The sequence below is a fragment of the Streptomyces sp. TLI_053 genome, from assembly GCF_900105395.1.
In the GTDB taxonomy this organism is placed as follows: Bacteria; Actinomycetota; Actinomycetes; order Streptomycetales; family Streptomycetaceae; genus Kitasatospora.
In genome coordinates this window covers 3,650,629-3,669,891 of sequence record NZ_LT629775.1, presented here as the reverse complement: position 1 = coordinate 3,669,891, position 19,263 = coordinate 3,650,629, and the positions used below count along the sequence as shown (strand labels likewise).

Here is a 19,263-nt window from a genome sequence, read left to right as displayed (position 1 = left end):
CGTCCGCGCCCGGCGGCGCCGGAGCGGGGCGGCTCGGCAACACCGGCCTCGGCCGCTACGGCGAACGCGTGGCGGCCCGCCGGCTCGCCGAGCAGGGGCTGCACATCCTCGACCGCAACTGGCGGTGCGTCGAGGGCGAGCTGGACATCGTCGCCCTCGACGGCGACACGGTGGCGGTCTGCGAGGTCAAGACCCGCTCCGAGCGGAGCTTCCAGCAGCCGACCGAGGCCATCGACCCCATCAAGGCGGAGCGGCTGCGCCGCCTGGCCGAGCGCTGGATGTCCGAGCGCTGGCCCGGCCACTTCGCCCGGCTGGCGGGCCCCGGGTACCGGCCCGGCTCCACCGACCCGCCGTGGGCGCCCGTTCCGCCGGGCGGTGTCCGGATCGACCTCGTCGCGGTCATCAACCGGGTCCGCGGCGCGGCCACGGTCGACCACCTGCGGGGGGCGGTCTAGATGGCCTTCGCCCGGACGTGTTCCGTGGCCCTGGTCGGGGTCGACGGGGTGATCGTCGAGGTCCAGGCCGACCTGGAGCCCGGGGTGGCGGCGTTCACCCTGGTCGGCCTGCCCGACAAGGCGCTCTCCGAGGCCCGCGACCGGGTTCGCGCCGCGGTCGTCAACAGCGGCGAGGCCTGGCCGCAGCGCAAACTGACCGTAGGACTGAGCCCGGCGTCGGTGCCCAAGAGCGGCAGCGGCTTCGACCTCGCCGTGGCCTGCGCCGTACTGGCCGCGGCCGAGCGGCTCGACCCCTCCGCGATCGCCGACCTGCTGCTCATCGGTGAGCTGGGGCTGGACGGGCGGGTGCGCCCGGTCCGCGGGGTGCTCCCCTCGGTGCTGGCGGCCGCCGACGCCGGTTACGAGCGGGTGGTGGTCGCGGATCAGACGGCCGCCGAGGCCGAGCTGGTCCCCGGAGTGAGCGTCATCGGCGTGCGCAGCCTGCGCCAGCTGATCGCGGTGCTCAGCGGAGCCCCCGAGCCGGAGGAGCCGCCCGACCGGCTCGCCGGACGGCCGGACCCGTTGATGGCGGGTCTCATGCTCCCCAGCGCCGGGGTGCGCGGCCTGCCCGACGAGGCGGCCGCCCGGATGGACCTCGCGGACGTGGCCGGACAGTACGAGGCCCGCCGGGCCCTGGAGATCGCCGCCGCGGGTGGTCACCACCTCTACCTCAAGGGTCCGCCGGGCGCGGGCAAGACGATGCTGGCGGAGCGACTGCCGGCGCTGCTCCCGAGGCTGACCCAGAAGGAAGCGCTGGAGGTCACCGCGGTCCACTCCGTCGCGGGGCTGCTCCCGGCGGGTCGGCCGCTGATCGACCGCGCGCCCTACTGCTCCCCGCACCACTCGACCACCATGCCCGCCATCGTCGGCGGTGGCAGCGGTCTGCCGAGACCGGGTGCGGTCTCGCTGGCCCACCGTGGGGTCCTGTTCCTCGACGAGGCGCCCGAGTTCCCGGTCCGGGTCCTGGACGCACTGCGCCAACCGCTCGAAGCCGGCGAGGTGGTGATCGCGCGGTCCGCCGGATCGCTCCGGCTGCCCGCTCGCTTCCTGCTCTGCCTGGCGGCCAACCCCTGTCCGTGCGGGCGCCACTCGCGGCGGGGCGAGGGGTGCGAGTGCACGCCCGCCATGGTCAGCCGCTACCAGGGCAGGCTGTCCGGCCCGCTGCTCGACCGGGTCGACCTCCAGGTCCAGGTCGCCCCGGTGACCAGGGCCGAACTGATGCAGCGCGACACCTCGGCGGAGACCACCGAGGTCGTTGCCGCCCGCGTGCTGGCGGCGCGGGAGCGCGCGGCGGCCAGGCTCGCGGCCACACCGTGGCGGACCAACGCCGAAGTCCCCGGGCACGAGCTGCGGACCCGCTGGCAACTGGCGCCGGGCGCGCTCAACGACGCCGCGCGCCAGCTGGAGCGGGGCCTGTTGACCGCCCGGGGCCTGGACCGGGTGCTGCGGGTCGCCTGGACCGTCGCGGACCTCGCCGGCCGGGACCGCCCCGAACAGCGCGACATCCGGACGGCCCTCGTACTGCGCACGGGCGTGGAACAGGGGCTCCCACTGACGGAGCAGTTCTTCCGCAGTCCGGATTCCACCGCGGACGGTCCGGACGCCCGGGCCGGACGCCGTCCCACTCGCCCCCGGCCCGCCCGCCGGCCGCCCGATCCCACCTCCACCGAGAAGCCCGAGAACCCCGAGAAGCCCGAGAACCCCGAGGAGAGCGGCACATGAGCCTCACCGCGAACGACCTCCCCCAGCGCCCGCCCCCCGAGCCGGGAGCCGTCCCGGAGCCCGGGCCGGAGCGCCTCGCCAGGGCGGCGCTGAGCCGGCTCGCCGAACCGGGGGACGCCACGCTCGGCCGCTGGCTCGCCCGCCTCGACGCCCTGGACGTCGTACAGGCGATCCGGAGCGGCGCCCCGGCCGAGCAACTCGGCGTGGACACCGCCAGGCTGGCGGCCTACCGGGCCCGGACGGCAGGACTCGATCCGGTCGCCGATCTGGAGCGGGTGCGCGCAGCCGGCGGACGCTTCGTCATTCCGGGCGACACCGAGTGGCCGAGCCAGCTGGACGACCTCGGAGCGGGCCGTCCTACCGGGCTCTGGGTGGTCGGGACGGGCTCGCTGCGCCTGCTCGCCCTGCGATCGGTCGCGGTGGTCGGGGCCCGGGCCTGCACGGCGTACGGTGCGCACGTCGCGGGGGACCTCGCCGCACAGCTCGCCGAACGCGGCTGGGTGGTCGTGTCCGGCGGCGCCTACGGGATCGACGCGGCCGCCCACCGGGGCGCGCTGGCGGTCGGCGCTCCGACGGTCGGTGTCCTGGCCTGCGGGGTGGACGTGGCCTACCCGCGGGGCAACACCGTGCTGATCCGCCGGATCGCCGAACAGGGACTGCTGGTGAGCGAGCTTCCGCCGGGGGAGCACCCGACCAGGTTCCGGTTCGTGCTGCGCAACCGGGTGATCGCGGCGCTGACCCGCGGCACGGTGGTGGTCGAGGCGGCGCTGCGCAGCGGGGCGCTCAGCACCGCCCGACGCGCCCGTGACCTCAACCGGCACACCATGGGTGTGCCCGGGCCGGTCACCTCGGAGCTCTCCGCCGGGGTGCACGCACTGGTCCGCAGCGGCGCGGCCACGGTCGTGACCGACGCGGCCGAGATCGTCGAACTGATCGGGGCGATCGGCGAGGACCTGGCGCCGCAGCGCAGTGGGCCGGTGCTGCCCAGGGACCTCCTGGAGCCGGAGGCGGCACAGGTCCTGGAGGCCGTGCCGGCCACGGCCGAGGGTGCGCCCGTGGAGCGGTTGGCCCGGCAGTCGGGACTTCCGCCGGACGAGGTGCTCCAGCGGCTCTACGAGCTGGGATCGCTCGGCCACGTCGAGCGCCACGGCGCGCACTGGCGTCTGGTGCGGAGGAGGTGACGGCCCGTCCGGACGAGGGCGGCGGATCGGCCCGGAGGGACCGGTGGGGCGCGGCGTCAGGAGGACACGCGCCCGAGGGGCGACCGGGAGGAGGACGGGGAAGGGCGCGGAGTTGACGGTGCGGACCGGCCGGGCGGGGCCGGCATCCGGTTCGTCCACCTCCGGTGCCCGGGTGGGGCGACACGAACGCCACCGGATCGGGGGACGACCGAGTGGCGGTAGCACTCTGCAGCGAGTCGGTCACGCTACGCTCGCCATGCCTTCCCTATCAGCACATGACTCGGCAGAACGGCGCAGACCAACGTATGCCCACACACATTCCCGGACACCGAGTGACCGGTGGCGCCCGGTCCTCGGGAGGGCCGCGCACCGAGCGGCGGACCGCGACCGAGTACCCGTCCAAGTCCACGGGTGGGATGGGGGCCCTGGCGCGGCAGGGTGGCCGTCCGGCGCTCACCGGGGCGCACGACGACCGCCCGGACGCGCCCGGCGCTCCCGCCGGCGCGTCCGCCCCCGCGTCCGCGGAAGCGCCGGCTCCCCGTCGGGAGCGCACGGCGCTCGAAGAACTCTGGCGCGCCTACAAGGAGACGGCCGATCAGCGGCTGCGGGAGCAGCTGATCCTGCACTACTCGCCGCTCGTCAAGTACGTGGCGGGCCGGGTGGGGGTCGGTCTGCCGTCCAATGTCGAGCAGGCCGACTTCGTCTCCTCCGGTGTTTTCGGGCTGATCGACGCGATCGAGAAGTTCGACATCGAGCGAGCCATCAAGTTCGAGACCTACGCGATCAGCCGGATCCGCGGCGCGATCATCGACGAGCTGCGTGCGCTGGACTGGATCCCGCGCTCGGTGCGGCAGAAGGCCAAGGCGGTCGAGCGCACCTACGCGACACTCGAGGCCCGGCTGCGGCGGACGCCCACCGAGCCCGAGGTCGCGGCCGAAATGGGCATCGCGATCGAGGACCTGCACACCATCTTCAGCCAGCTCTCGCTCGCCAACGTGGTCGCGCTCGACGAGCTGCTCCACCCGGTCGGCGACGGCGGCGACCGGCTGAGCCTGATGGAGACGCTGGAGGACCACGGGGCGGACGACCCGGTCGAGGTGGCCGAGGACCGGGAGCTGCGCCGGCTGCTGGCGCAGGCGGTCAACACCCTTCCCGAACGGGAGAAGACCGTGGTGACGCTCTACTACTACGAGGGACTCACGCTCGCGGAGATCGGCCAGGTCCTCGGGGTGACCGAGAGCAGGGTCAGCCAGATCCACACCAAGTCGGTGCTTCAGCTGCGCGCCAAGCTGTCGGACATCCGGTAGCCGAACACCCCCGGCCGGACTCTCTCCGGCCGAACACCCTCCGGTCGCCCCCGGTCGACTCCCGGTCGGCCCCGGCCGAAAACCGCCCCCGGCCGGAGGCTCCTCGGCCGAACGCCCCGGCGGGGCGTCGAGCGGACCGGTCGGTGCGCCGCGTACGCCGGGTTCGCACGCCGCACCCCGGAACGCATCCCTCCGTATTCGTTGCGGTGCGCGGCACCGTACCGGTGCGATGTAGGGCTCCGTACAGTGGAGGGCGTGCCGAAGATCCGAGCAGCCAGTGTGGCCGAGCATCGCCAGATGCAGCGGGCAGCCCTCCTCGATGCTGCCCGCAGTCTCCTCACCGAGGGAGGCATGGAAGCCCTGACCTTTCCCGCGCTCGCGGTGCGCACCGGCCTCGCGCGTTCCTCGGTGTACGAGTACTTCCGCTCCCGCGGGGCGGTGGTGGAGGCGCTCTGCGAGGTGGACTTCCCACTGTGGGCCGCCGAGATCGAGGCCGGGATGGCGAGCCGGGACACCGCCGCCGAACGGATCGAGGCGTACGTCCGGAGCCAGCTCGCGCTGGCCGCCGACCCGCGCCACCGCGCGGTCGCGGCGATCTCCGCACTGGAGCTGGACGACGCGGCCCGGGAACGCATCCGGGCCGCGCACGGGACGCTGGTCGGGCTGGTGGTCCAGGCCCTCGACGACCTCGGCCACGAGCAGCCCCGGCTGGCGGCCGCGCTGCTGCAGGGCATCGTCGAGGCGGCGGTGCGGCAGGCGGAGCACCGGGCAGCGGGTGGCCGGGCCGAGAGTCCCGAGGTGATCGCGGACGCCGCCGTCGCCCTCGCCCTGCACGGCCTCGGCCGGAGCTGAAGCGCGACGTCCCGAGCACGGTGCGCGGCCCGGCCGGGGGGACGGGTGCGGCGGCGACCCGGTCCGCCGGGCGGTCGAGCGGAAGCAGCCGGGCGCGGCCGGTCCCGAACAGGGCCGGTGGGTCCAGGTAGCGCTCTCCGCGCAGCAGACCCCAGTGCAGGCAGGGGCCGGCGGCGCAGTGGCCGTCCCCGGGTGCGAGCCGTCCGATCACCTGTCCGGCCGCCACGGCGGTGCCCGCGGTGAGGACACCCACCACCGGTAGATAGGTGCTCCGCAGCGGAGGAGTCGACGGGGCTGACGGAGCCGCGGACGCCGCGGATCCCGTCGGCGTGTGGGTGACCGTGACGACCGGCCGTCCGGCCACCGGCCCGGCGAACGTCACCACCCCCGGCGCCGCGGCGCGAACCTCCGCACCGGCGGTGGCGGCCAGGTCGACGCCCCGGTGGCCCGCGCCCCACGGTCGCACGGGCGGCTCGAATCGGCCGATCACGGCACCCGGCCCCCCGCCCGGCCCGTCCACCGGCCACCACCGCCCGCTCCCGCTCGTCCCGCTCCCGCTCGTCCCGCTCCCGCTCGTCCCGCTCCCGCTCGTCCCGCTCCCGCTCGTCCCGCTCCCCTCGCTGGTCCTGGTGGCTCCGGGAGCGACCACGACCCCGTCCTCCCTGCCCGCGGCGTGCCCCAGCGCCCCGGGCGGGCCGCCGGTCAGCAGGGCGACCAGCACCACCGGCAGGAGCGAGAGCACCCACCGCCTCGCCTCCGCCCACGCCCTGCTGCCTCTCCCGCCCGGAGCCGCGTCCAGACCTGCGTCCACGTCCGCACCCGTGCTGACACCCACACCTGTACTCACACCCACACCCACACCCACCGTCCCCGCCACCGACAGTCGTGCCGCCGAGGCTCCCCGGGCCGGCCGTCCCGGGCCACCCCGGGCCCGTTTCCTGTGGACAACCGGCCCCTGGGGACAATGGCCGTCCCTCCAACGGGTGGACCCCGACAGGTGCACGGGGGCCCAACACGGCCGCCCGGGGCCCCGGACCTGGCCGGTCCCCCGCCCGCCCGGCTTTCACGGAGTCGCTCGGCGCTCGGCGCTTCCCGTACACTTCACACGCGACCCGGTCCGCCGGGTCGACTTCGCACGCCCCGCCACCGGTGGTCGGACAGCGGCTCAGCCGCCGCCCCCGCCAGGTGCGAGTGCCGCTCGGTCCGCCGAGCCCGACCGGTCCCAGGGCCGCCGGGGGAAGCGGCTCGGCACGTTCGGGGCGTCAGGCGTGGCTGTCACCTGGCCGCCACGGACAAAACCGAGCCTGACCCGGCCGTTCGCACCAGCCGAACGGGAAGCGCCATCTCGCGCGTCCCGTGACGCCGCTGCGCCGGAGCCGGGCGTAACACCTGAGGAGCACGGCTATGGCCGTCGTCACGATGCGGGAGCTGCTGGAGAGCGGCGTCCACTTCGGTCACCAGACCCGCCGCTGGAACCCGAAGATGAAGCGCTTCATCATCACCGAGCGCAACGGCATCTACATCATCGACCTCCTGCAGTCGCTGAACTACATCGACCGCGCCTTCGAGTTCATCAAGGAGACCGTTGCCCACGGCGGCAGCGTCCTCTTCGTCGGCACGAAGAAGCAGGCCCAGGAGGCCATCGCCGAGCAGGCCACCCGCGTGGGCATGCCCTACGTGAACCAGCGCTGGCTCGGCGGCATGCTGACCAACTTCTCGACCGTCTACAAGCGCCTGCAGCGCCTCAAGGAGCTGGGCGAGCTGGACTTCTCGGACGTGGCCGGCTCCGGCCTCACCAAGAAGGAGCTCCTGGTCCTCCAGCGCGAGCACGACAAGCTGGAGAAGACCCTCGGCGGTATCCGTGACATGCAGCGCGTTCCCAGCGCTGTCTGGATCGTGGACACCAAGAAGGAGCACATCGCGGTCGGCGAGGCCCGGAAGCTCAACATCCCGGTCGTCGCCATCCTCGACACCAACTGCGACCCCGACGAGGTCGACTACAAGATCCCGGGCAACGACGACGCGATCCGCTCCGTCACCCTGCTGACCCGTGTGATCGCCGACGCCGTCGCCGAGGGCCTCAAGTCCCGCGCGGGTGTCGCCAAGGGCGACGTCAAGGCCGAGCCGGGTGCCGACCAGCCGCTCGCCGACTGGGAGAAGGACATCCTGGAGGGCGAGAAGAAGGCTGAGGAGGCTCCCGCCGCCGACGCCGCCGAGGCTGCTCCGGCCGCCGAGGCCGCCGCCGTCGAGGCCCCGGTCACCGAGGCCCCCGCCGCCGAGGCTCCGGCCGAGCAGGCCTGACGTACCAAGGGTGAGGGGCACCCGCCGGTACGACACCGGTCGGTGCCCCTCTCTCCCGCGCCGGGGCCGAACCATCGGCCCCGGCGCTACTCCACGCAGACACGCGAGACGCGAGAAGAGATTCACACCATGGCGAACTTCACCGCCGCGGACGTCAAGAAGCTCCGTGAGCTCACCGGCGCCGGCATGATGGACTGCAAGAAGGCCCTGGACGAGGCCGAGGGCAACGTCGAGAAGGCCGTCGAGCTTCTGCGCATCAAGGGCCAGAAGGGCGTTGCCAAGCGTGAGGGCCGCGACGCCTCCAACGGTGCCGTCGCCGCGCTGATCGCCGAGGACAAGAAGTCCGGCGTCCTGGTCGAGCTCAACTGCGAGACCGACTTCGTCGCCAAGGGTGACAACTTCGTCCAGGTCGCCGACGCGATCGCCGCCCACGTCGCCAAGAGCGCCCCGGCCGACCTGGACGCCGCCCTGGCGTCCGAGATCGAGGCCGGCAAGACCGTCCAGCAGTTCGTGGACGAGGCCAACGCGACCCTGGGCGAGAAGATCGTCTTCCGCCGCTTCGCGCAGTTCGACGGCGACGGCTTCGTCGCTGTCTACCTGCACAAGACCAGCCCCGACCTCCCGCCGGCCGTCGGCGTCCTGGTCGAGCTGGACAAGGAGAACGCCGAGGTCGCCAAGGACGTCGCGCAGCACATCGCCGCCTTCGCGCCGAAGTACCTGTCCCGCGAGGACATCCCGGCCGAGGACATCGAGAACGAGCGCCGCGTCGCCGAGGCCACCGCTCGCGAGGAGGGCAAGCCGGAGGCCGCCCTGCCGAAGATCGTCGAGGGTCGCGTCACCGGCTTCGTGAAGGAGAACTCCGTCCTGGAGCAGGCCTTCGCGAAGGACAACAAGAAGACCGTCGCCAAGGTCCTCGAGGAGAACGGCGTCGCCCTCAAGCGCTTCGCCCGCTTCCGCGTCGGCGCCTGAGCCACGTTCCACCGGTCCCCCCGGCCGTAGGCTGGGAACCGCCCCCGCCCGCTGACCAGGGCTACGGGGAACGCGCCGTACGGGCTCACCCAGCGCCATCCGTTCACGGGCGAGCCGCGTCGGCGACATGAACGACGAGGAGGCCATTGCCGTGCAGGACACCGAACCGGTTCCCGCGGCAGTGGCCTCCTCGCGTGTACGCGCAGGCCGGGCACCCGCACACCCGCGTCTGTGAACCAGTAGGTGCAGAAGGAGAAGTCCATGCAGGAGACGCAGGAGACCGCGCGGGAGATCCAGGACGGCACGCGCCGCCGGGTAATGCTGAAGCTGTCCGGTGAAGCGTTCGCCGGCGGCGGCGGGCTCGGCGTCGATCCGGACGTCGTGCACGCGATCGCCCGCGAGATCGCCACGGTCGTCCGCGCGGGCACCGAGGTCGCCGTGGTGATCGGCGGCGGCAACTTCTTCCGCGGCGCCGAGCTCCAGGTCCGCGGTATGGACCGGGCCCGCTCGGACTACATGGGCATGCTCGGCACGGTCATGAACTGCCTGGCGCTCCAGGACTTCCTGGTCAAGGAGGGCATCGAGACCCGGGTCCAGACCGCCATCACGATGGGCCAGGTCGCCGAGCCGTACCTGCCGCTGCGCGCCGTCCGGCACCTGGAGAAGGGCCGTGTGGTGATCTTCGGCGCCGGTATGGGCATGCCCTACTTCTCCACCGACACCACGGCCGTCCAGCGGGCGCTGGAGATCCACGCCGATGTGCTGCTGATGGGCAAGAACGGCGTGGACGGCGTCTACGACTCCGACCCCCGCACCAACCCGGACGCGGTCAAGTTCGACGCGCTGGAGTACTCCGAGGTCATCGCGCGCGACCTCAAGGTGGCCGACCTCACCGCGATCACGCTCTGCAAGGACAACAACCTTCCGATGCTGGTCTTCGAGCTGCTCGCGGAGGGCAATATCGCGCGTGCGGTGAAGAGTGAGAAGATCGGCACACTCATCAGCCAGGATTCTGTCCGGGCCTGAGCAGTAACCAGCCGTACCGGACGGCGCCGCCGCCGCGAGGCTCCGGCGCCCGACCCCGGTCGGGACACCAGCAGATGAACCGGACAGGGAGATCACAGTGATCGAAGAGACCCTCCTCGACGCCGAGGAGAAGATGGAGAAGGCCGTCGCCCACGCCAAGGACGACTTCGCCGCCATCCGCACCGGCCGCGCGCACCCGGCGATGTTCGCCAAGATCGTCGCGGAGTACTACGGCGCCGTGACGCCGATCAACCAGCTGGCGTCCTTCTCCGTGCCGGAGCCCCGGATGGCGGTCGTCTCGCCGTTCGACAAGACCGCGCTGAAGGCGATCGAGCAGGCGATCCGCGACTCCGACCTGGGTGTCAACCCGTCGAACGACGGCTCCATCATCCGGGTCGTGCTCCCCGAGCTGACCGAGGAGCGCCGCCGGGAGTTCATCAAGGTCGCCCGCGGCAAGGGCGAGGACGCCAAGGTCTCGATCCGCGCCGTCCGCCGCAAGGCCAAGGACGCGATCGACAAGCTGGTCAAGGACGGCGAGATCGGCGAGGACGACGGCCGTCGCGCCGAGAAGGAGCTCGACGACACCACGGCCAAGTACGTGGCCACCGTCGACGAGCTGCTGAAGCACAAGGAAGCCGAGCTGCTCGAGGTCTGATGAACGACGCCCCTGACGCCCCTGGCTATTGGGGCACGTCCGACCAGCAGTACCAGCCGTACCGTCCGTACGAGCCTGCGCAGGCCCCCGGCACGCCTGCGCAGGCCCCCGGCGCACCCGCTGCCCCCGGCCCGTCCGGCGCACCCGCCGCTGGCGGGTACCCGGCGCAGCCGCAGCACGGGCAGTACGACCGGCCGGGCCAGTACGACCGGCCCGGCCAGTACGACCGACCCGGGCAGCATGACCGGCCCGGGCAGTACGGCTCGGGTGACCCCGGCCACCGAACGGGTCACTCCCAGCAGCCTCCGGTGTACTGGGACCCCGACGCGGAGGAGACTCAGGTCATGCCTCCCGTTCCGGCCGAACCGGGCCCGCAGCCCGCAGCCCCGTCCGGGCCCGACCCCGCCGAGGGGCCGTCCCGCGAGACGGGCCGGCTGAGCGGACCGCTGTTCCGCGACGAGCAGCCCGGGGCGGTGGAGCCTGGCGCGTCGGAGACGGTCGTGCTGCGCGCGATCACCGACGACGCCCGGTCCGCTCCGGTCGGCGGGCCCCACCCGGGCACCGCCGCGGCGTACCCGGGGCCGTCGGCGCCGCAGACGCCGCCGGTCGCGGCGGGTCGTCCCGGCATGCCGGGCGGACCGGCGGCGGGGCAGCCGTTCCTCGTGCCGTCGTCCCACCCAGGGCAGGAGACACCCGTGGCCCAGCCCGATCCGCAGCCTCAGCCGGCGCAGCGCAAGCAGCGCGGCGGCCGCAACCTCCAGGCCGCGATAGGCGTGGGCGTCGGCCTCGGCGCGGTCATCGTCGCCTCGCTCTTCGTCGTCAAGGCCCTGTTCCTGGTCGTGGTGATCGCGGCGGTGTCGGTCGGCATCTGGGAGCTGACCAGTCGGCTGGCCGAGCGCAAGGAGATCAAGGCGCCGCTGGTCCCGCTGGTCGCGGGCGGCATCGCGATGGTCGCCACCGGCTACTGGTCGGGGATCCAGTGGGCGGCCGCCTCGCTCGCGCTCACCGGTCTCGCGGTGATGGTCTGGCGGATGGCCGAGCCGCCGGAGAACTACCTGCGGGACATAACGGCGGGCATCTTCACCGCCTTCTACGTCCCCTTCCTCGCCACCTTCGTGGCGATGATGCTGGCGGCCGACGACGGTCCGCAGCGGATCGTGCTGTTCCTGATCGTCACGGTGTGCAGTGACACCGGCGCCTACGCGGTGGGCTACAAGTTCGGCCGGACCAAGCTGGCGCCGACGATCAGCCCGGGCAAGACCCGGGAGGGACTGGCCGGCGGCATCGGCCTGTCGATGCTGGCGGGCGCGCTGCTGATGGAGCTGATCATCGACGGCGGCAGCTGGTGGCAGGGCCTGATCCTGGGCGGCTGCGCGGCGGTCACCGCGACCCTGGGCGACCTGGGTGAGTCGATGATCAAGCGTGACCTCGGGATCAAGGACATGGGCACCCTGCTGCCCGGTCACGGCGGCATCATGGACCGGCTGGACTCGCTGCTGCCGACCGCCCCGGTGGTCTGGCTGCTGCTGGCGGCCTTCGTGGGCAGCTGAGGCGACCCGCCCCGGCCCCGGGCCCCGGACGCACGGCGTCCGGGGCCCTCGCGCGTCTGCGACACTGGAACAACCATGCCTAAGCCCGGAGAACTCACCTTTGTCGCGCCGCGCGGCGCCAAGCCCCCGCGACACCTCGCCGACCTGAGCCCCGCCGAGCGCAAGGAGGCCGTCGCCGAGCTGGGCGAGCAGCCGTTCCGCGCGAAGCAGCTCTCCAACCACTACTTCGGCCGGATGTCGAACGACCCGGCGAGCTGGACGGACATCCCCGCCGCCAGCCGGGAGAAGCTCACCGACAGCCTGCTGCCGGAGCTGATGTCGGTCCTGCGGCACGTGTCCTGCGACGACGACACCACCCGCAAGACGCTCTGGAAGCTGTTCGACGGCACGCTCGTCGAGTCGGTACTGATGCGCTACCCGGACCGGGTCACCATGTGCATCAGCTCCCAGGCGGGCTGCGGCATGAACTGCCCGTTCTGCGCCACCGGCCAGGCCGGGCTGACCCGCAACCTGTCGACGGCCGAGATCGTCGAGCAGATCGCCGCCGGGATGCGCTCGCTGAGGAGCGGGGAGATCCCCGGCGGCGAGGCCCGGCTGTCCAATGTGGTGTTCATGGGCATGGGCGAGCCGCTGGCCAACTACAAGCGGGTGCTGGCCTCGATCCGCCGGCTGACCGACCCGGCGCCGGACGGCTTCGGCCTGTCCCAGCGCGGCATCACGGTCTCGACCGTCGGCCTGGTCCCGGCGATGTACCGGTTCGCCGACGAGGGCCTCAGCTGCCGTCTGGCGCTGTCGCTGCACGCTCCGGACGACGAGCTCCGGGACGAGCTGGTGCCGGTCAACACCCGCTGGAAGGTCGCCGAGGTGCTGGACGCGGCGTGGAACTACGCCGAGAAGTCCGGTCGCCGGATCTCCATCGAGTACGCGTTGATCAAGGACATCAACGACCAGGCGTGGCGGGCGGACCTGCTCGGCCGGCTGATCAAGAACCACCGGGTGCACGTCAACCTGATCCCGCTGAACCCCACCCCGGGCTCCAAGTGGACGGCCTCGCGTCCCGAGGACGAGCGGGAGTTCGTCCGTCGGCTGCAGTCGCACGGTGTGCCGACGACCGTCCGCGACACCCGCGGTCAGGAGATCGACGGCGCCTGCGGCCAGCTCGCGGCGGCGGGCTGATCAACGGCGGGTTGATCAACGGCGGACTGATCGCACGACGAGCCGATCGAGCGACGATCTGACCGAGCGACGATCTGATCAGCGATGAGCCCGACCGGCGACGAGCCGATCGAGCAGAGCCGGACGACCGGCCCAGCGACGCGGAAGGGCCCGGCCACCGGCCGGGCCCTTCCGCGTCGCCCGGAGGCGCCGCCCCGTCGGCTCAGCGCAGTCCGGCCGCGGCCAGGGCCGCCGTGGCCCCGCCGGTGACCAGCAGGACCGTGCCCGTCATCAGGGTCCGCAGCACGACCGCGCCGAACAGCAGCCGGGGCGCCGCCCCGAGCCGCAGCAGCGCCTCGGCGACACCCCGGCGGGCGGTGCGCAGCTCGGCCAGCCGGACCACCACCGCCCCGGCGGTGCAGCCCAGTACCAGCCCGGCCTCGATCGCGGGCAGCACATCGGCGCTGCCGGGTTCGCCCAGCCAGTAGCGGACGGTGGTGAGCACCATCGCGAGCGCCAGGGCGAGGACGGCCAGCGGCGCCCCGAGCCGGCGGGCCTGGGCGGTGAGGCCCCGGCCGGCGAGCAGTCGCAGCGGGGTGGGCCGCCCGAGCGCCAGCAGCCGCCCGGCCCAGCCGAGCAGCGGGCCGGTGAGCAGGGCGAGGCCGACCGCGGAGGCGATCCACCCGCCCAGCGCGGCGGTGCTGGTGCTGCCGAGTCCGGCCGGCAGGTGGATCGGACGGCCGTCGGCGGCGGCGCCGGGGCGCAGCGCGATCAGTTCCAGGGCGAGGCCGATGACGGCGAGGCCGATCGGCAGGGCGATCCGCCACGGGCCGAACCCGGTCGGCTCGGTGCCGGAGCGGCCGGGCAGGGTCTCGGCGGGCCGGACGGCCCCGGCCGCGGCGAGTCCGGCGGTCAGCGGCACGAGGGCGAGCAGGGTGACCGGCGCGGCGGCGGGGAGGGCGACGCCCATGCCCAGTTCGTCGGCGAGGGCCGGGCCGGCGATGTCGTTGCGCAGGACCAGGAAGAGCAGCAGGGTGAGTCCGGCGCCGGCCCCGCAGGCGAGCGCGACCTCGCCGGCGATCAGCGCGCGGATCCGGCCGGCCCCGGCGCCGGCCGTGGTGAGCCCGGTGATCCGGTCGGCCCGCCGGGCGGGCACGGCGCGGGCGGCGACGGCCGCGAACCAGGCGACCGCGGCCAGCGGGGGCAGGCACCAGAGCAGCCGGACGAGCGCGTCGTGGCCGTCGGTGGGGCCGCTCATCGCCCGGCCGAGGGCGCGCAGCAGGAAGGCGGCGACGACCGCGCCGGCCAGCGCGGTCAGCAGCCAGCGGCCGAGGTCGAGGACCCGGTAGCCCCGGGCCAGGCGGAGATAGAACACGGCGTCGACTCTTTCAGCGGCCGGCGGCCGGGACGGCGGTGGCCCCGGCGGTGCCGGGGGCGGCGATGCCGCGCGGCACGGGCGTGGCGGGGCCGGTCAGGCGGCCGTCGAGGAGGGCGACGGCGCGGTCCGCGTACCGGACGAGCTCGGGGTCGTGGGTGGCCAGCACGAGGGTGAGCTGGTGGGAGCGGGCCGCGCTGGTCAGTATCCGCAGGACCTGTTCGGCGGTCTCGCGGTGCAGCGGGGCGGTGGGGTCGTCGGCGAAGACGACCGGCGGGAGCGGTGCGAGGGCGCGGGCGACGGCGATCCGCTGGCGCTGGCCCTGGACCAGCCGTTCCGGCCGGACCTTGGCGAGGTCGCCGATGTCCAGGCGTTCCAGCCACTCGTCGGCGGCGGTGTAGGCGGCCTTGCCGCCGGCGCCGGCCAGCAGCAGGGGCAGGGCGACGTTCTCCCGGGCGGTCAGTTCGGGGACCAGGTGCGGTTCGGAGCCGACGAAGCCGAAACGGTCGCGGCGCAGCCGTTCACGGCCGGCCCGGCCGAGGGTGTGGACGGGGGAGCTGTTGAACCAGACCTCGCCCTCGTCGACCGGGAGCAGGGCGGAGAGGCAGCCGAGCAGGGTGCTCTTGCCGGAGCCGCGCGGGCCGGTGACGGCGAGGACCTCGCCCTCCCGGACCCCGAGCGAGACGCCGCGCAGCGCGGGGGTGCCGTGGTGGGACTTGACGATCCCCCGGGCCCACAGCACGTCGTTGTCAGGAGGGGCCGCTGACATGAGGTTCCATCCTGGGTGGCCGCAGGGATATGACAGTCGTCAGATTAGAACGATCGGGCCTGGGCGCGGTTGCGGCACACTGGCCCATCCGGGGCAAATCGCCCGCAATCAGGCGTGTTTGATCGACGGACCGATGGCGGAACGGCTGGGAACCGCCGTCGGGGAGGTGTCGGAGCGGTGCCGGGAGCGGCGGCGGCGCGGTGCGGGGGCGGCGCCGGGAACGTCGCAGGGCGGCCCCGCCGAAGCGGGACCGCCCTGTGACTGAGGGTGGGGAGGAAAGTCCGAGGGGTCAGAGCTTCGCCCACGCGTCGGTGAGGCTGGTCCGCAGGATCTGCTCGATCTCGTCGAAGGTCGACTGGTCGGAGATCAGCGGCGGGGCCAGCTGGACGACCGGGTCGCCACGGTCGTCGGCGCGGCAGTACAGGCCGTTGTCGAAGAGCGCCTTCGACAGGAAGCCGTAGAGCACGCGCTCGACCTCGTCGTCGTTGAACGACTCCTTGGTGACCTTGTCCTTCACGAGCTCGATGCCGTAGAAGTAGCCGTTGCCGCGGACGTCGCCGACGATCGGCAGGTCACGCAGCTTGCTGAGGGTGCCCAGGAAGTTGGCCTCGTTGTCGAGGACGTGCTGGTTCAGGCCCTCGCGCTCGAAGATGTCGAGGTTGGCCAGCGCCACCGCGGAGGAGACCGGGTGGCCGCCGAAGGTGTAGCCGTGCAGGAAGGTGTTGTCACCCTTGTAGAACGGCTCGGCGAGGCGGTCCGAGATGATCGTGGCGCCGATCGGGGAGTAGCCCGAGGTCATGCCCTTGGCGCAGGTGATCATGTCGGGCTGGTAGCCGAACTTGTCGGCGCCGAACATGGTGCCGAGGCGGCCGAAGGCGCAGATGACCTCGTCCGAGACCAGCAGCACGTCGTGGCGGTCGCAGATCTCGCGCAGGCGCTGGAAGTACCCGGGCGGCGGCGGGAAGCAGCCACCGGCGTTCTGCACCGGCTCGACGAAGACGGCAGCGACGGTGTCGGCGCCCTCGTTGAGGATCGCGACCTCGATCTCGTCGGCGCACCAGCGGCCGTAGGCCTCGGGGTCGACCGTGCCGTCGGGGCCGGCCAGGAAGGCCGGGGCGCGGTAGATGTTGGTGTTCGGGGCCTTGTGGGTGCCCGGCACCAGCGGCTCGAACGGGGCCTTCAGGCCCGGCAGGCCGGTGATGGACAGGGCGCCCTGCGGGGTGCCGTGGTAGGCGACGGCCCGCGAGATGACCTTGTACTTGGTCGGCTTGCCGGTCAGCTTGAAGTACTGCTTGGCAAGCTTCCAGGCGGTCTCGACGGCCTCGCCGCCACCGGTGGAGAAGAAGACCTTGTTCAGGTCGCCCGGGGCGTAGTTGGCCAGGCGCTCGGCCAGCTCGACGGCCTTCGGGTGGGCGTAGCTCCACACCGGGAAGAAGGCGAGCTCCTTGGCCTGCTTGGCGGCGGCCTCGGCGAGCTCCTCGCGGCCGTGGCCGGCCTGGACGACGAACAGGCCGGCGAGGCCGTCGAGGTACTTGCGTCCCTTGTCGTCCCAGACGTAGGTGCCCTCGCCCTTGACGATCGTCGGCACGGGGGAGTTCTCGTACGACGACATGCGGGTGAAGTGCATCCACAGGTGGTCGTAGGCGGTCTTGGAAAGGTCCTTCTGCGCCGGGTCGGCTGTCATCGGGTGCCCCAGGTGTAGGTCTGTTTCCGGAGCTTCAGGTAAACGAAGCTCTCGGTGCTCCGCACGCCGGGAAGCGCGCGGATGCGCTTGTTGATCATTTCGAGCAGGTGCTCGTCGTCCTCGCAGACCAGTTCGGCCAGGAGGTCGAACGAGCCGGCGGTGCAGACGACGTAGTCGACCTCGTCGAGGGCGGCCAGCGCGTCGGCGACGGGATCGATGTCTCCTTCGACCCGGATTCCGACCATCGCCTGGCGGGTGAAGCCGACGGTGAGCGGGTCCGTGACGGCGACGATCTGCATCACGCCCTGGTCGAGCAGCTTCTGGACGCGCTGTCGCACTGCCGCCTCGGACAGGCCGACGGCCTTGCCGATGGCGGCGTACGGGCGGCGCCCGTCCTCCTGGAGCTGCTCGATGATCGCCTTGGAGGCGGCGTCGAGGGGAACGCTGGCGTTCCGGTCGCGGTTGGCCACGCCGCCACTGTGCCCGATCGGTCTCGTGTTCGCAAGCGCGGCAGCTGCTGATTTCGTCGAGATCTTGGAAAACGCATGCGGATTTCATCGTCGATGCGCGATCGGCCTGTCGATAACGGCAGCCTTGCGGCTACCCTGGCTACGGTACGCGCGCGGCTCCGCTGTGCCACGCGCATTCCGCCAACCAGTGGACCGCGGCACGACCGGCGCGGCCACTCGGCGCCCGCCGTCGGCCCCGGCGGCCGACGTACCATGGCGCCGGATTCTGCAATGCCGCAGGCCGAGACCGAGGAGAGACCCGTGAGCGACCTTCGCACGCTGCGCAACTACATCAACGGTGAGTTCGTCGATGCGGCCGACGGCCGCACGCTCGACATCGTCGACCCCACCACCGGCGAGGTCTACGCGACGTCCCCGCTGTCGGGCGCCTCCGACGTCGATGCCGCCATGGACGCCGCGGCGGCCGCGTTCCCGGCCTGGCGGGACTCCACCCCGAGCACCCGGCAGAAGCTGCTGCTGAAGATCGCCGACGCGGTCGAGGCGCGTGCCGACGAGATCGTCGACGCCGAGGTCCGCAACACCGGCAAGCCGCGCGCGCTGACCCTCTCCGAGGAGATCGGTCCGATGGTGGACCAGATCCGCTTCTTCGCCGGTGCCGCCCGCCTGCTGGAGGGCAAGTCCGCCGGTGAGTACATGGACGGCATGACCTCGATCGTCCGCCGCGAGCCGGTCGGCGTCTGTGCCCAGGTGGCGCCGTGGAACTACCCGATGATGATGGCCGTCTGGAAGTTCGCCCCGGCCATCGCCGCCGGCAACACCGTGGTGCTGAAGCCCTCCGACACCACCCCGGCCTCCACCGTGCTGCTGGCCGAGATCATCGGCGGCATCCTCAAGGACCTGGAGCTCCCGGCCGGCGTCTTCAACGTCATCTGCGGCGACCGTGAGACCGGCCGCCTGATGGTCGAGCACCGGACCCCGGCGATGGCCTCCATCACCGGCTCGGTGCGCGCCGGCATCCAGGTCGCCGAGTCGGCCTCCAAGGACGTCAAGCGCGTCCACCTGGAGCTGGGCGGCAAGGCCCCGGTCGTGGTCTTCGAGGACGCCGACATCGCCGAGGCCGTCGAGGGCATCTCGGTGGCGGGCTTCTTCAACGCCGGCCAGGACTGCACCGCCGCCACCCGCGTGCTGGTGCACGAGTCGATCCACGACGCCTTCGTCGAGGCGCTGGCCAAGGCCGCCGCCGAGACCAAGACCGGTGGTGTGGACGACGAGGACGTGCTCTACGGCCCGCTGAACAACGCCAACCAGCTGAAGCAGGTCTCCGGCTTCGTCGAGCGCCTGCCGGAGCACGCCAAGGTCGAGGCCGGCGGCCACCGGGTCGGCGACAAGGGCTACTTCTACGCCCCGACCGTCGTCTCCGGCCTGAAGCAGGACGACGAGATCATCCAGAACGAGGTCTTCGGCCCGGTCATCACCGTGCAGAAGTTCTCCGACGAGGAGCAGGCCGTCGACTACGCCAACGGCGTCGAGTTCGCGCTGGCCTCCTCGGTCTGGACCAAGGACCACGCCCGCGCCATGCGGATGTCCCGCCGCCTGGACTTCGGCTGCGTGTGGATCAACACCCACATCCCGCTGGTCGCCGAGATGCCGCACGGCGGCTTCAAGAAGTCCGGCTACGGCAAGGACCTCTCCTCCTACGGCTTCGAGGACTACACCCGCGTCAAGCACGTGATGACCGCCATCTGAGCGAGCA

The 19,263-nt window shown here is 72.7% G+C and carries 16 protein-coding genes and 1 pseudogene; 12 read left to right on the top strand and 5 right to left on the bottom strand.

Annotated elements, in window-relative coordinates:
• Nucleotides 1-68: 68 nt before the first annotated feature.
• The 5 genes from BLU95_RS44085 (at nucleotide 69) to BLU95_RS14455 (ending at nucleotide 5,556) form a co-directional block, all read left to right on the top strand.
• Nucleotides 69-455: a YraN family protein gene (locus BLU95_RS44085; RefSeq protein WP_107452678.1), complete on the top strand. Its 387-nt coding sequence runs from the start codon at nucleotides 69-71 to the stop codon at nucleotides 453-455.
• Nucleotides 456-2,216, top strand: coding sequence for a YifB family Mg chelatase-like AAA ATPase (locus BLU95_RS14470; protein ID WP_093860374.1), 1,761 nt, complete (start codon nucleotides 456-458; stop codon nucleotides 2,214-2,216). It begins immediately after the preceding gene.
• Complete coding sequence (dprA, locus tag BLU95_RS14465; RefSeq protein WP_093860373.1) at nucleotides 2,213-3,397, top strand: DNA-processing protein DprA; 1,185 nt, start codon at nucleotides 2,213-2,215, stop codon at nucleotides 3,395-3,397. The genes BLU95_RS14470 and dprA overlap by 4 nt, the downstream gene beginning before the upstream one ends.
• Nucleotides 3,398-3,813: 416 nt before the next feature.
• On the top strand, nucleotides 3,814-4,704 hold the full coding sequence (whiG, locus tag BLU95_RS14460) for an RNA polymerase sigma factor WhiG (RefSeq protein ID WP_093864880.1): 891 nt from the start codon (nucleotides 3,814-3,816) through the stop codon (nucleotides 4,702-4,704).
• 279 nt (nucleotides 4,705-4,983) lie between these two features.
• A complete protein-coding gene (locus BLU95_RS14455; RefSeq protein ID WP_093860372.1) occupies nucleotides 4,984-5,556 on the top strand; it encodes a TetR/AcrR family transcriptional regulator in 573 nt (190 codons plus the stop codon).
• Nucleotides 5,557-5,734: 178 nt separating this feature from the next.
• On the opposite strand, the pseudogene BLU95_RS45560 reads toward BLU95_RS14455, so the two are convergent.
• Nucleotides 5,735-6,022: pseudogene (locus BLU95_RS45560) on the bottom strand (hypothetical protein); the annotation flags it as partial.
• Nucleotides 6,023-6,960: 938 nt separating this feature from the next.
• Here BLU95_RS45560 and rpsB point away from each other — a divergent pair.
• From rpsB to rlmN, 6 genes are all read left to right on the top strand, one after another.
• A complete protein-coding gene (gene rpsB / locus BLU95_RS14445; protein ID WP_093860371.1) occupies nucleotides 6,961-7,857 on the top strand; it encodes a 30S ribosomal protein S2 in 897 nt (298 codons plus the stop codon).
• 129 nt (nucleotides 7,858-7,986) lie between these two features.
• Nucleotides 7,987-8,826, top strand: coding sequence for a translation elongation factor Ts (gene tsf / locus BLU95_RS14440; RefSeq protein ID WP_093860370.1), 840 nt, complete (start codon nucleotides 7,987-7,989; stop codon nucleotides 8,824-8,826).
• A gap of 261 nt (nucleotides 8,827-9,087) precedes the next feature.
• Nucleotides 9,088-9,852: a UMP kinase gene (gene pyrH / locus BLU95_RS14435; protein ID WP_030396754.1), complete on the top strand. Its 765-nt coding sequence runs from the start codon at nucleotides 9,088-9,090 to the stop codon at nucleotides 9,850-9,852.
• 97 nt (nucleotides 9,853-9,949) lie between these two features.
• Nucleotides 9,950-10,507, top strand: a complete 558-nt coding sequence (frr, locus tag BLU95_RS14430; protein WP_030396755.1) for a ribosome recycling factor — start codon at nucleotides 9,950-9,952, stop codon at nucleotides 10,505-10,507.
• A gap of 344 nt (nucleotides 10,508-10,851) precedes the next feature.
• Nucleotides 10,852-12,057: a phosphatidate cytidylyltransferase gene (locus BLU95_RS14425; RefSeq protein ID WP_231978567.1), complete on the top strand. Its 1,206-nt coding sequence runs from the start codon at nucleotides 10,852-10,854 to the stop codon at nucleotides 12,055-12,057.
• Nucleotides 12,058-12,132: 75 nt separating this feature from the next.
• Nucleotides 12,133-13,233 carry a dual-specificity RNA methyltransferase RlmN gene (rlmN, locus tag BLU95_RS14420; protein ID WP_093860369.1) on the top strand — a complete coding sequence of 367 codons (1,101 nt, stop codon included), beginning with the start codon at nucleotides 12,133-12,135 and terminating at the stop codon, nucleotides 13,231-13,233.
• Nucleotides 13,234-13,435: 202 nt separating this feature from the next.
• On the opposite strand, the gene BLU95_RS14415 is transcribed toward rlmN, so the two are convergent.
• The 4 genes from BLU95_RS14415 to BLU95_RS14400 form a co-directional block, all read right to left on the bottom strand.
• Entirely contained in the window at nucleotides 13,436-14,587 is a 1,152-nt protein-coding gene (locus tag BLU95_RS14415; RefSeq protein ID WP_093860368.1) for a hypothetical protein, read from the bottom strand.
• A gap of 13 nt (nucleotides 14,588-14,600) precedes the next feature.
• The gene (locus BLU95_RS14410) at nucleotides 14,601-15,356 is read right to left on the bottom strand and encodes an ABC transporter ATP-binding protein (RefSeq protein ID WP_093860367.1); all 756 of its coding nucleotides are present in this window, start codon (nucleotides 15,354-15,356) and stop codon (nucleotides 14,601-14,603) included.
• 289 nt (nucleotides 15,357-15,645) lie between these two features.
• Nucleotides 15,646-17,040, bottom strand: a complete 1,395-nt coding sequence (locus BLU95_RS14405; RefSeq protein WP_093860366.1) for an aspartate aminotransferase family protein — start codon at nucleotides 17,038-17,040, stop codon at nucleotides 15,646-15,648.
• The gene (locus BLU95_RS14400) at nucleotides 17,037-17,510 is read right to left on the bottom strand and encodes an Lrp/AsnC family transcriptional regulator (RefSeq protein ID WP_030396761.1); all 474 of its coding nucleotides are present in this window, start codon (nucleotides 17,508-17,510) and stop codon (nucleotides 17,037-17,039) included. Before BLU95_RS14400 ends, BLU95_RS14405 begins: the two co-directional genes overlap by 4 nt.
• Before the next feature lie 270 nt (nucleotides 17,511-17,780).
• Between BLU95_RS14400 and BLU95_RS14395 the strand changes: the two genes are divergently transcribed.
• On the top strand, nucleotides 17,781-19,256 hold the full coding sequence (locus BLU95_RS14395; RefSeq protein ID WP_093860365.1) for a gamma-aminobutyraldehyde dehydrogenase: 1,476 nt from the start codon (nucleotides 17,781-17,783) through the stop codon (nucleotides 19,254-19,256).
• Nucleotides 19,257-19,263 lie beyond the last annotated feature (7 nt).

What these genes read in the sequence shown, in the direction of transcription:
- whiG (WP_093864880.1), top strand. Translation starts at nt 3,814, where the DNA reads ATGGGGGCCCTGGCGCGGCAGGGTGGCCGTCCGGCGCTCACCGGGGCG.
- rlmN (WP_093860369.1), top strand. Translation starts at nt 12,133, where the DNA reads ATGCCTAAGCCCGGAGAACTCACCTTTGTCGCGCCGCGCGGCGCCAAG.
- BLU95_RS14405 (WP_093860366.1), bottom strand. Translation starts at nt 17,040, where the DNA reads ATGACAGCCGACCCGGCGCAGAAGGACCTTTCCAAGACCGCCTACGAC.
- dprA (WP_093860373.1), top strand. Translation starts at nt 2,213, where the DNA reads ATGAGCCTCACCGCGAACGACCTCCCCCAGCGCCCGCCCCCCGAGCCG.
- pyrH (WP_030396754.1), top strand. Translation starts at nt 9,088, where the DNA reads ATGCAGGAGACGCAGGAGACCGCGCGGGAGATCCAGGACGGCACGCGC.
- rpsB (WP_093860371.1), top strand. Translation starts at nt 6,961, where the DNA reads ATGGCCGTCGTCACGATGCGGGAGCTGCTGGAGAGCGGCGTCCACTTC.
- BLU95_RS14470 (WP_093860374.1), top strand. Translation starts at nt 456, where the DNA reads ATGGCCTTCGCCCGGACGTGTTCCGTGGCCCTGGTCGGGGTCGACGGG.
- BLU95_RS14425 (WP_231978567.1), top strand. Translation starts at nt 10,852, where the DNA reads ATGCCTCCCGTTCCGGCCGAACCGGGCCCGCAGCCCGCAGCCCCGTCC.
- tsf (WP_093860370.1), top strand. Translation starts at nt 7,987, where the DNA reads ATGGCGAACTTCACCGCCGCGGACGTCAAGAAGCTCCGTGAGCTCACC.
- BLU95_RS14410 (WP_093860367.1), bottom strand. Translation starts at nt 15,356, where the DNA reads ATGTCAGCGGCCCCTCCTGACAACGACGTGCTGTGGGCCCGGGGGATC.
- BLU95_RS14395 (WP_093860365.1), top strand. Translation starts at nt 17,781, where the DNA reads ATGCCGCAGGCCGAGACCGAGGAGAGACCCGTGAGCGACCTTCGCACG.